The 11,390-nt window shown below is 69.8% G+C and carries 6 protein-coding genes and 4 rRNA genes; 5 read left to right on the top strand and 5 right to left on the bottom strand.

Annotation, left to right across the window (positions count from 1 at the left end; translation table 11 throughout):
* From E4P40_RS28640 to E4P40_RS22655, 4 genes are all read left to right on the top strand, one after another.
* Positions 1-1,868 (top strand): 23S ribosomal RNA (locus E4P40_RS28640); the annotation flags it as partial.
* Positions 1,869-1,983: 115 nt separating this feature from the next.
* Positions 1,984-2,100 (top strand): 5S ribosomal RNA (gene rrf / locus E4P40_RS22665).
* A gap of 1,279 nt (positions 2,101-3,379) precedes the next feature.
* Complete coding sequence (locus E4P40_RS22660) at positions 3,380-4,165, top strand: hypothetical protein (protein WP_135160654.1); 786 nt, start codon at positions 3,380-3,382, stop codon at positions 4,163-4,165.
* 99 nt (positions 4,166-4,264) lie between these two features.
* Positions 4,265-4,624, top strand: coding sequence for a single-stranded DNA-binding protein (locus E4P40_RS22655; RefSeq protein WP_135160655.1), 360 nt, complete (start codon positions 4,265-4,267; stop codon positions 4,622-4,624).
* Between the two features lie 16 nt (positions 4,625-4,640).
* On the opposite strand, the gene E4P40_RS29125 is transcribed toward E4P40_RS22655, so the two are convergent.
* Entirely contained in the window at positions 4,641-5,783 is a 1,143-nt protein-coding gene (locus tag E4P40_RS29125; RefSeq protein WP_245160521.1) for a DUF1015 domain-containing protein, read from the bottom strand.
* 26 nt (positions 5,784-5,809) lie between these two features.
* Between E4P40_RS29125 and E4P40_RS29120 the strand changes: the two genes are divergently transcribed.
* Positions 5,810-6,748 carry a DUF1015 family protein gene (locus E4P40_RS29120; RefSeq protein ID WP_245160520.1) on the top strand — a complete coding sequence of 313 codons (939 nt, stop codon included), beginning with the start codon at positions 5,810-5,812 and terminating at the stop codon, positions 6,746-6,748.
* A gap of 16 nt (positions 6,749-6,764) precedes the next feature.
* Here E4P40_RS29120 and E4P40_RS22645 read toward each other — a convergent pair whose 3' ends face one another.
* The 4 genes from E4P40_RS22645 to E4P40_RS28635 all read right to left on the bottom strand — a co-directional run.
* Entirely contained in the window at positions 6,765-7,124 is a 360-nt protein-coding gene (locus tag E4P40_RS22645; protein ID WP_135160655.1) for a single-stranded DNA-binding protein, read from the bottom strand.
* Between the two features lie 99 nt (positions 7,125-7,223).
* Positions 7,224-8,009: a hypothetical protein gene (locus tag E4P40_RS22640; RefSeq protein ID WP_135160654.1), complete on the bottom strand. Its 786-nt coding sequence runs from the start codon at positions 8,007-8,009 to the stop codon at positions 7,224-7,226.
* Positions 8,010-9,288: 1,279 nt separating this feature from the next.
* A 5S ribosomal RNA gene (gene rrf / locus E4P40_RS22635) occupies positions 9,289-9,405 on the bottom strand.
* 115 nt (positions 9,406-9,520) lie between these two features.
* A 23S ribosomal RNA gene (locus tag E4P40_RS28635) occupies positions 9,521-11,390 on the bottom strand; the annotation flags it as partial.

Raw genomic sequence — 11,390 nt, 5'->3', positions numbered from 1 at the left:
ACAACAACCCGTCGCCGGCCTCGAGCCGGCGGCCAGGTGTGTGGATGGGTAGGGGAGCGTCGTGTGGCGGTCGAAGCGGCGGAGTGATCCAGCCGTGGACGCCACGCGAGTGAGAATGCAGGCATGAGTAGCGAGAGGGGAGTGAGAACCTCCCCCGCCGGAAGACCAAGGGTTCCTGGGCCAGGCTAATCCGCCCAGGGTGAGTCGGGACCTAAGGCGAGGCCGACAGGCGTAGTCGATGGACAACGGGTTGATATTCCCGTACCCGCGAAGGAACGCCCATGCTGAACCCAGCGATGCTGACCGCCCGAACACCGGTGCCCGGTCCTTTCGAGGGCTGGGTGCCGGAACTAGCGCGGGACCCGGACTGGTAGTAGGCAAGCGATGGGGTGACGCAGGAAGGTAGTCCTACCGGTGAGTGGTAGTACCGGTGCAAGGGTGTGGCCCGTGGAACAGGTAAATCCGTTCCACACGAGGGTGAGGCCTGACGCATAGCCGAATGAGGCGAATTGGATGATCCTATGCTGCCGAGAAAAGCCTCTAGCGAGTTCCGAGCGGCCCGTACCCCAAACCAACTCAGGTGGTCAGGTAGAGAATACCGAGGCGATCGAGCGAACTGTGGTTAAGGAACTCGGCAAAATGCCCCCGTAACTTCGGGAGAAGGGGGGCCCTTCACCGTCAACACCTTCACGGTGGGCAGCGGTGGGGGGCCGCAGAGACCAGTGAGAAGCGACTGTTTACTAAAAACACAGGTCCGTGCGAAGTCGTAAGACGATGTATACGGACTGACGCCTGCCCGGTGCTGGAACGTTAAGGGGACGGGTTAATCCACTTCGGTGGGTGAAGCTCAGAACTCAAGCGCCAGTAAACGGCGGTGGTAACTATAACCATCCTAAGGTAGCGAAATTCCTTGTCGGGTAAGTTCCGACCTGCACGAATGGCGTAACGACTTCTCAGCTGTCTCAACCACAGGCTCGGCGAAATTGCACTACGAGTAAAGATGCTCGTTACGCGCGGCAGGACGGAAAGACCCCGGGACCTTTACTATAGCTTGATATTGGTGTTCGGTTCGGCTTGTGTAGGATAGGTGGGAGACTGTGAAGCGGGCACGCCAGTGTCCGTGGAGTCGCCGTTGAAATACCACTCTGGTCGAATTGGATGTCTAACCTCGGTCCGTGATCCGGATCAGGGACAGTGTCAGGTGGGTAGTTTAACTGGGGCGGTTGCCTCCCAAAATGTAACGGAGGCGCCCAAAGGTTCCCTCAGCCTGGTTGGCAATCAGGTGTCGAGTGCAAGTGCACAAGGGAGCTTGACTGCGAGACCGACGGGTCGAGCAGGAGCGAAAGCTGGGACTAGTGACCCGGCACCGGCATGTGGAAGCGGTGTCGCTCAACGGATAAAAGGTACCCCGGGGATAACAGGCTGATCTTCCCCAAGAGTCCATATCGACGGGATGGTTTGGCACCTCGATGTCGGCTCGTCGCATCCTGGGGCTGGAGTAGGTCCCAAGGGTTGGGCTGTTCGCCCATTAAAGCGGTACGCGAGCTGGGTTTAGAACGTCGTGAGACAGTTCGGTCCCTATCCGCCGTGCGCGTAAGAGACTTGAGAAGAGCTGTCCCTAGTACGAGAGGACCGGGACGGACGAACCTCTGGTGTGCCAGTTGTACCGCCAGGTGCACTGCTGGTTGGCTACGTTCGGCAGGGATAACCGCTGAAAGCATCTAAGCGGGAAGCTCGCTTCAAGATGAGGTCTCTCACCGGGACAACCGGGTAAGGCCCCCGCCCAGACCAGCGGGTTGATAGGCCGGAAGTGGAAGCACCGCAAGGTGTGCAGCTGACCGGTACTAACAGGCCGAGGGCTTGACCACACACACCCACCGGGTGCAAGAACACGTGTGCACAGTCAAGCAACGAAGAAGTCTCGCGTCCACTGTGCGGTTCTGAACGCACGAACCAGCCCCTGGTTCCACACGTTCACAGAGTTACGGCGGCCATGGCGAGAGGGAAACGCCCGGCAACATTCCGAACCCGGAAGCTAAGCCTCTCAGCGCCGATGGTACTGCCCTGGAGACGGGGTGGGAGAGTAGGACGCCGCCGGACAACCATTACCGAACGGGGGTCAGAGCTAATAGCTCTGGCCCCCTTTCGTTTGTGTCCGGTTTCTATGCCGTCGGCGACCTGCTGAGCGTGCGCCGTCAATCGAAGAGGTCCTGCAAACATGACTACTCCGCGACGCGGTCCAGGTGGCCCCCGCGGTGACCGAGGTGCCGGTGACGGCCGCGGTTCCGGCAATCCACGAGGTTCCGGCAATCCGCGCGGCTCGGGTGGATCGCGAGGTGCATCCGCCGGCGGTCCACGAGGCGGGTCGACCGGCCGCGGTGGAGCCACCGGTGCCGGCGGCGAGCGGCGCCCCCGGTCGCAAGGTCAGGGGGAGGGATCTCCTCGGGGCGGCCGGAGCGCTGGTTCCTCCCGTGACGAAAAGGGCCCGTGGCAGGAGCGACGTCCCCAGGGTGACCGTCCGCAGTGGCAGGACCGCAGGCCCCAGCACGAGCGTCCCGCCGAAGATCGTCCTCAGCGGTCGGGCGGTGGGCAGGACCGCCGTCCCCAGGGTGACCGTCCGACTGGTGACAGGCCGCAGTGGCAGGACCGTCGTCCCCAAGGGGGGCGCCCCACGGGCGACCGCCCCCAGTGGCAGGACCGTCGTGCGCAGGGTGACCGGCCGACTGGCGACCGCCCCCAGTGGCAGGACCGCAGACCCCACGGCGAGCGTCCCGCCGGGGATCGTCCTCAGCGGTCGGGCGGTGGGCAGGACCGCCGTCCCCAGGGTGACCGGCCGACCGGTGACAGGCCGCAGTGGCAGGACCGTCGTCCCCAAGGGGGACGCCCGACCGGGGACCGCCCGCAGTGGCAGGACCGCCGTCCCCAGGGTGACCGGCCGACCGGTGACAGGCCGCAGTGGCAGGACCGTCGTCCCCAAGGGGGACGCCCGACCGGGGACCGCCCGCAGTGGGAGGACCGCCGTCCGCAGGGTGATCGGCCGCAGCGCACCACCGGGTCGCGCAACGCCCAAGGGCAGTGGCAGGACCGTGCCGGGGGACGCCCGACCGGGGACCGTCCGCAGCGGGACCGGGCACAGAGCGGGAGCGCTGCCCGCGGCGACCGTCCGCAGTGGCAGGACCGCCGGCCCTCCGGTGACCGCCGACCCGCGGGTGGTCGCGCCGCCGGCCGGCCCGGTGCCGACCGCGAGGAGCGGCGTCCTCCGCTGCCGCCCGGTCCCGAGCTGCCCGAGTGGGCCGACCCTCGCGACCTCGACCCCGCCGTCCGCGGAGCTCTCCGCGGGCTCGACCCCCGCAACGCGGACAAGGTCGCCGGCCACCTCGTGGCCGCCGGCACCCTGGTGGAGGACGACCCCCAGGCGGCGCTCGCCCACGCCCGTGCCGCGCGTGACCGGGCGTCGCGCGTCGCGGCCGTCCGGGAGGCGGTCGGTGTCGCCGCGTACCACGCCGGCGACTACGCCGAGGCTGCCCGCGAGCTCCGTGCCTACCGGCGGATGAGCGGTGACCGCGGCTACCGAGCCGTGCTGGCCGACTGCGAGCGCGCGATGGGTCGGCCCGACGTCGCTCTCCGCCTCGTCGCCGAGGGACTCGCCGAGAAGCCGGACGCGGAGGAGACAGCGGAGCTGCGCATCGTCGAGTCCGGCGCCCGGCTCGACCTCGGCGAGGAGGCGGCCGCACACCTGGTGCTCGAGGCCGAGCTCGGGGGGCGTCCCGACCCGGCCATGCTCCAGGGAGCCGACCCCTCCCTCCTGCGCATCGCCTCCGCCTACGCCGACCTCCTGCAGTCGCAGGGACAGGAGGACGCGGCCGCCGAGTGGCTGACCGCGATCGCCGCCGCCGACCCCGAGGACCTCATCGGAGCCGTCGACCGCCTCGGCATCGAGTTCATCGAGGTCGAGCTGGATCTCGGCGACGTCGAGCTCGTCGACGGGGACGACGCGACCGAGGTCGAGCCGGCCGCTCCCGAGCGGGTCGAGGAGCTGCCCGAGGACGACCACGGTCTCGGGCTCAGCTTCGACCAAGAGGTCGAGGCCGAGGTCGCGGAGCTGCTCGGCGAGAGGGGGCCGGCCGAGCCGGGGACGGACGCGCCGGAGCGCGACGAGCACTGACGCCTGTCGGTGTCGCCGGCGCCGTCCACACCCGACGGCGGCGTCCACAGATCGCCGTGGACCATGGGCGGGCCTCCGGTCCTCCCGGAGGCTCGCTGCATGAGCGTGGCTGTGATCGACCGCAACGACGTGGTGCTCCGAGGGCGGGTGTCCGCGGCGGCGGAGATCCGCACGTTGCCCAGCGGGGACACCCTGCTGACCTTCCGGCTCGTCGTCCGCCGGCTCGAACCGCGTGCGCGCGGGCAGTCGGTCGACGTCCTCACCTGCATCACCTACGACCGGTCGCTGCAGCGCCGGGCCGCCCTGTGGCAGCCCGGCGACGTGGTCGAGGTCGAGGGCGCCCTGCAGCGCAGGTTCTGGCGGACCGGCTCCGGCACCGCGTCGGTGTGCGAGGTGAACTGCCGGCGGGGCCGCAAGGTGCCGCGGGCGGGGGCCGGCTCGGCCGAACGGACGGCGTGAACCGAGTCCGGCGACGTCAGTCGGCGAGCGGGCGGAGTACCAGCCCGGTGCGAGGCTTGGGCACGAAGAGCGTGGACTTGCGCGGCATGCGTGCCCCCGCGCGGGCGACGGCGGCCACGTCGGCCGGGGAGGGCGCCCGGAGCAGGAGAGCGACCCCGCTCCGCTCGACCGCCGCACCCAGGGCCTCGCCCACGGTGTGGGCGATCAGCACCGACTCCGGGTCGTCGCGCCGGTGCCACAGGAGATCCAGCAGGCCGTGGTGGGCCAGCACGACGTCGAGTCCCCGCCAGGCGGCCGGCGCTTCCGGCGGAACGGCGGCGAGCACCGCCCCCGACGGGCTCTGCAGCTGGACCAGCCGCGACCCGTCGGTGGCCAGGAAGCCTGTGGCGCGCGGGTCGTCCAGCCACCGCCGCACGGCCACGGCGACGTCCGACGTGCCCCCGGACGATGTCCGGGCGAGCTCGGTCACCCGGAAGCCCTGCGACGCCGCGGCCACGGCTGCGTCGAGCGTCAGGTCGGGGACGACGCGATGGATGGGGTCGACCCGGAGGCCACCCGCTCCCATCGGCGTCACGAGTGCCAGCACCGCGTCGCTGCCGGCGACCGCCGGTTGGCTGCGCGAGTTCGCCCGTGCCGCGGCGAACCGGTGGTGCCCGTCGGCGATCACGGCGTGCGTCCGGCCCAGCGCCTCGGTCAGCCGGCTCAGGACCTGGGGATCGGTCTCCCGCCACAGGCGGTGCAGGACGTCGTCGGTGTCGCGGAGCTCCAGGGTGGGCGGGTCCGTGCGGGCGCGATCGGTCAGCTCGGCCACGACCGGCTCCGGGTCGTGTGCCAGCACGATCGGCTCGAGATCGGTGGCCGTGGCGGCGAGGAGTGCGCGGCGTCCCTCGACGGCGACGGGAAAGGTGTCCTCGTGCGGCAGGACGGCGCTGGAGCCCGCGGGCGGCAGGGCCACGACGCCGAGCCACCCGACGGTCGCCGGTGCGCCCCCGGCCGGGCGGAGCTCGTAGAGCCACATGGCCGGCGCGGCGTCCCGCTCCAGGATCCCGTCGCGGATCCAGTTCGCAAGGGTCTCGGCGGCCAGCTCGGCGGACCCGACGGCCGTCGAGGGCGCGGATCCCGACGGCGAACGGTCGACGAGGGGAAGGATGGGGCGCACCGGCGACCGTCGGGTGGCTCGGCGTCGTGGCCCTGCCGCCCGCGGGCTCCAGCGCCGTCCTGCCGCACGAGGACACCTTTCCCGTCGCCGTCGAGGGACGCCGCGCACTCCTCGCCGCCACGGCCACCGATCTCGAGCCGATCGTGCTGGCACACGACCCGGAGCCGGTCGTGGCCGAGCTGACCGATCGCGCCCGCACGGACCCGCCCACCCTGGAGCTCCGCGACACCGACGACGTCCTGCACCGCCTGTGGCGGGAGACCGATCCCCAGGTCCTGAGCCGGCTGACCGAGGCGCTGGGCCGGACGCACGCCGTGATCGCCGACGGGCACCACCGGTTCGCCGCGGCACGGGCGAACTCGCGCAGCCAACCGGCGGTCGCCGGCAGCGACGCGGTGCTGGCACTCGTGACGCCGATGGGAGCGGGTGGCCTCCGGGTCGACCCCATCCATCGCGTCGTCCCCGACCTGACGCTCGACGCAGCCGTGGCCGCGGCGTCGCAGGGCTTCCGGGTGACCGAGCTCGCCCGGACATCGTCCGGGGGCACGTCGGACGTCGCCGTGGCCGTGCGGCGGTGGCTGGACGACCCGCGCGCCACAGGCTTCCTGGCCACCGACGGGTCGCGGCTGGTCCAGCTGCAGAGCCCGTCGGGGGCGGTGCTCGCCGCCGTTCCGCCGGAAGCGCCGGCCGCCTGGCGGGGACTCGACGTCGTGCTGGCCCACCACGGCCTGCTGGATCTCCTGTGGCACCGGCGCGACGACCCGGAGTCGGTGCTGATCGCCCACACCGTGGGCGAGGCCCTGGGTGCGGCGGTCGAGCGGAGCGGGGTCGCTCTCCTGCTCCGGGCGCCCTCCCCGGCCGACGTGGCCGCCGTCGCCCGCGCGGGGGCACGCATGCCGCGCAAGTCCACGCTCTTCGTGCCCAAGCCTCGCACCGGGCTGGTACTCCGCCCGCTCGCCGACTGACGTCGCCGGACTCGGTTCACGCCGTCCGTTCGGCCGAGCCGGCCCCCGCCCGCGGCACCTTGCGGCCCCGCCGGCAGTTCACCTCGCACACCGACGCGGTGCCGGAGCCGGTCCGCCAGAACCTGCGCTGCAGGGCGCCCTCGACCTCGACCACGTCGCCGGGCTGCCACAGGGCGGCCCGGCGCTGCAGCGACCGGTCGTAGGTGATGCAGGTGAGGACGTCGACCGACTGCCCGCGCGCACGCGGTTCGAGCCGGCGGACGACGAGCCGGAAGGTCAGCAGGGTGTCCCCGCTGGGCAACGTGCGGATCTCCGCCGCCGCGGACACCCGCCCTCGGAGCACCACGTCGTTGCGGTCGATCACAGCCACGCTCATGCAGCGAGCCTCCGGGAGGACCGGAGGCCCGCCCATGGTCCACGGCGATCTGTGGACGCCGCCGTCGGGTGTGGACGGCGCCGGCGACACCGACAGGCGTCAGTGCTCGTCGCGCTCCGGCGCGTCCGTCCCCGGCTCGGCCGGCCCCCTCTCGCCGAGCAGCTCCGCGACCTCGGCCTCGACCTCTTGGTCGAAGCTGAGCCCGAGACCGTGGTCGTCCTCGGGCAGCTCCTCGACCCGCTCGGGAGCGGCCGGCTCGACCTCGGTCGCGTCGTCCCCGTCGACGAGCTCGACGTCGCCGAGATCCAGCTCGACCTCGATGAACTCGATGCCGAGGCGGTCGACGGCTCCGATGAGGTCCTCGGGGTCGGCGGCGGCGATCGCGGTCAGCCACTCGGCGGCCGCGTCCTCCTGTCCCTGCGACTGCAGGAGGTCGGCGTAGGCGGAGGCGATGCGCAGGAGGGAGGGGTCGGCTCCCTGGAGCATGGCCGGGTCGGGACGCCCCCCGAGCTCGGCCTCGAGCACCAGGTGTGCGGCCGCCTCCTCGCCGAGGTCGAGCCGGGCGCCGGACTCGACGATGCGCAGCTCCGCTGTCTCCTCCGCGTCCGGCTTCTCGGCGAGTCCCTCGGCGACGAGGCGGAGAGCGACGTCGGGCCGACCCATCGCGCGCTCGCAGTCGGCCAGCACGGCTCGGTAGCCGCGGTCACCGCTCATCCGCCGGTAGGCACGGAGCTCGCGGGCAGCCTCGGCGTAGTCGCCGGCGTGGTACGCGGCGACACCGACCGCCTCCCGGACGGCCGCGACGCGCGACGCCCGGTCACGCGCGGCACGGGCGTGGGCGAGCGCCGCCTGGGGGTCGTCCTCCACCAGGGTGCCGGCGGCCACGAGGTGGCCGGCGACCTTGTCCGCGTTGCGGGGGTCGAGCCCGCGGAGAGCTCCGCGGACGGCGGGGTCGAGGTCGCGAGGGTCGGCCCACTCGGGCAGCTCGGGACCGGGCGGCAGCGGAGGACGCCGCTCCTCGCGGTCGGCACCGGGCCGGCCGGCGGCGCGACCACCCGCGGGTCGGCGGTCACCGGAGGGCCGGCGGTCCTGCCACTGCGGACGGTCGCCGCGGGCAGCGCTCCCGCTCTGTGCCCGGTCCCGCTGCGGACGGTCCCCGGTCGGGCGTCCCCCGGCACGGTCCTGCCACTGCCCTTGGGCGTTGCGCGACCCGGTGGTGCGCTGCGGCCGATCACCCTGCGGACGGCGGTCCTCCCACTGCGGGCGGTCCCCGGTCGGGCGTCCCCCTTGGGGACGACGGTCCTGCCACTGCGGCCTGTCACCGGTCGGCCGGTCACCCTGGGGACGGCGGTCCTGCCACTGCGGGCGGTCCCCGGTCGGGCGTCCCCCTTGGGGACGACGGTCCTGCCACTGCGGCCTGTCACCGGTCGGCCGGTCACCCTGGGGACGGCGGTCCTGCCCACCGCCCGACCGCTGAGGACGATCCCCGGCGGGACGCTCGCCGTGGGGTCTGCGGTCCTGCCACTGGGGGCGGTCGCCAGTCGGCCGGTCACCCTGCGCACGACGGTCCTGCCACTGGGGGCGGTCGCCCGTGGGGCGCCCCCCTTGGGGACGACGGTCCTGCCACTGCGGCCTGTCACCAGTCGGACGGTCACCCTGGGGACGGCGGTCCTGCCCACCGCCCGACCGCTGAGGACGATCTTCGGCGGGACGCTCGTGCTGGGGCCTGCGGTCCTGCCACTGCGGACGGTCACCCTGGGGACGTCGCTCCTGCCACGGGCCCTTTTCGTCACGGGAGGAACCAGCGCTCCGGCCGCCCCGAGGAGATCCCTCCCCCTGACCTTGCGACCGGGGGCGCCGCTCGCCGCCGGCACCGGTGGCTCCACCGCGGCCGGTCGACCCGCCTCGTGGACCGCCGGCGGATGCACCTCGCGATCCACCCGAGCCGCGCGGATTGCCGGAACCTCGTGGATTGCCGGAACCGCGGCCGTCACCGGCACCTCGGTCACCGCGGGGGCCACCTGGACCGCGTCGCGGAGTAGTCATGTTTGCAGGACCTCTTCGATTGACGGCGCACGCTCAGCAGGTCGCCGACGGCATAGAAACCGGACACAAACGAAAGGGGGCCAGAGCTATTAGCTCTGACCCCCGTTCGGTAATGGTTGTCCGGCGGCGTCCTACTCTCCCACCCCGTCTCCAGGGCAGTACCATCGGCGCTGAGAGGCTTAGCTTCCGGGTTCGGAATGTTGCCGGGCGTTTCCCTCTCGCCATGGCCGCCGTAACTCTGTGAACGTGTGGAACCAGGGGCTGGTTCGTGCGTTCAGAACCGCACAGTGGACGCGAGACTTCTTCGTTGCTTGACTGTGCACACGTGTTCTTGCACCCGGTGGGTGTGTGTGGTCAAGCCCTCGGCCTGTTAGTACCGGTCAGCTGCACACCTTGCGGTGCTTCCACTTCCGGCCTATCAACCCGCTGGTCTGGGCGGGGGCCTTACCCGGTTGTCCCGGTGAGAGACCTCATCTTGAAGCGAGCTTCCCGCTTAGATGCTTTCAGCGGTTATCCCTGCCGAACGTAGCCAACCAGCAGTGCACCTGGCGGTACAACTGGCACACCAGAGGTTCGTCCGTCCCGGTCCTCTCGTACTAGGGACAGCTCTTCTCAAGTCTCTTACGCGCACGGCGGATAGGGACCGAACTGTCTCACGACGTTCTAAACCCAGCTCGCGTACCGCTTTAATGGGCGAACAGCCCAACCCTTGGGACCTACTCCAGCCCCAGGATGCGACGAGCCGACATCGAGGTGCCAAACCATCCCGTCGATATGGACTCTTGGGGAAGATCAGCCTGTTATCCCCGGGGTACCTTTTATCCGTTGAGCGACACCGCTTCCACATGCCGGTGCCGGGTCACTAGTCCCAGCTTTCGCTCCTGCTCGACCCGTCGGTCTCGCAGTCAAGCTCCCTTGTGCACTTGCACTCGACACCTGATTGCCAACCAGGCTGAGGGAACCTTTGGGCGCCTCCGTTACATTTTGGGAGGCAACCGCCCCAGTTAAACTACCCACCTGACACTGTCCCTGATCCGGATCACGGACCGAGGTTAGACATCCAATTCGACCAGAGTGGTATTTCAACGGCGACTCCACGGACACTGGCGTGCCCGCTTCACAGTCTCCCACCTATCCTACACAAGCCGAACCGAACACCAATATCAAGCTATAGTAAAGGTCCCGGGGTCTTTCCGTCCTGCCGCGCGTAACGAGCATCTTTACTCGTAGTGCAATTTCGCCGAGCCTGTGGTTGAGACAGCTGAGAAGTCGTTACGCCATTCGTGCAGGTCGGAACTTACCCGACAAGGAATTTCGCTACCTTAGGATGGTTATAGTTACCACCGCCGTTTACTGGCGCTTGAGTTCTGAGCTTCACCCACCGAAGTGGATTAACCCGTCCCCTTAACGTTCCAGCACCGGGCAGGCGTCAGTCCGTATACATCGTCTTACGACTTCGCACGGACCTGTGTTTTTAGTAAACAGTCGCTTCTCACTGGTCTCTGCGGCCCCCCACCGCTGCCCACCGTGAAGGTGTTGACGGTGAAGGGCCCCCCTTCTCCCGAAGTTACGGGGGCATTTTGCCGAGTTCCTTAACCACAGTTCGCTCGATCGCCTCGGTATTCTCTACCTGACCACCTGAGTTGGTTTGGGGTACGGGCCGCTCGGAACTCGCTAGAGGCTTTTCTCGGCAGCATAGGATCATCCAATTCGCCTCATTCGGCTATGCGTCAGGCCTCACCCTCGTGTGGAACGGATTTACCTGTTCCACGGGCCACACCCTTGCACCGGTACTACCACTCACCGGTAGGACTACCTTCCTGCGTCACCCCATCGCTTGCCTACTACCAGTCCGGGTCCCGCGCTAGTTCCGGCACCCAGCCCTCGAAAGGACCGGGCACCGGTGTTCGGGCGGTCAGCATCGCTGGGTTCAGCATGGGCGTTCCTTCGCGGGTACGGGAATATCAACCCGTTGTCCATCGACTACGCCTGTCGGCCTCGCCTTAGGTCCCGACTCACCCTGGGCGGATTAGCCTGGCCCAGGAACCCTTGGTCTTCCGGCGGGGGAGGTTCTCACTCCCCTCTCGCTACTCATGCCTGCATTCTCACTCGCGTGGCGTCCACGGCTGGATCACTCCGCCGCTTCGACCGCCACACGACGCTCCCCTACCCATCCACACACCTGGCCGCCGGCTCGAGGCCGGCGACGGGTTGTTGTGT

This window comes from Blastococcus sp. CT_GayMR20, from assembly GCF_004570345.1.
This window is presented reverse-complemented; position numbering and strand designations above follow the sequence as displayed.

What these genes read in the sequence shown, in the direction of transcription:
- E4P40_RS22655 (WP_135160655.1), top strand. Translation starts at nt 4,265, where the DNA reads ATGAGCGTGGCTGTGATCGACCGCAACGACGTGGTGCTCCGAGGGCGG.
- E4P40_RS22645 (WP_135160655.1), bottom strand. Translation starts at nt 7,124, where the DNA reads ATGAGCGTGGCTGTGATCGACCGCAACGACGTGGTGCTCCGAGGGCGG.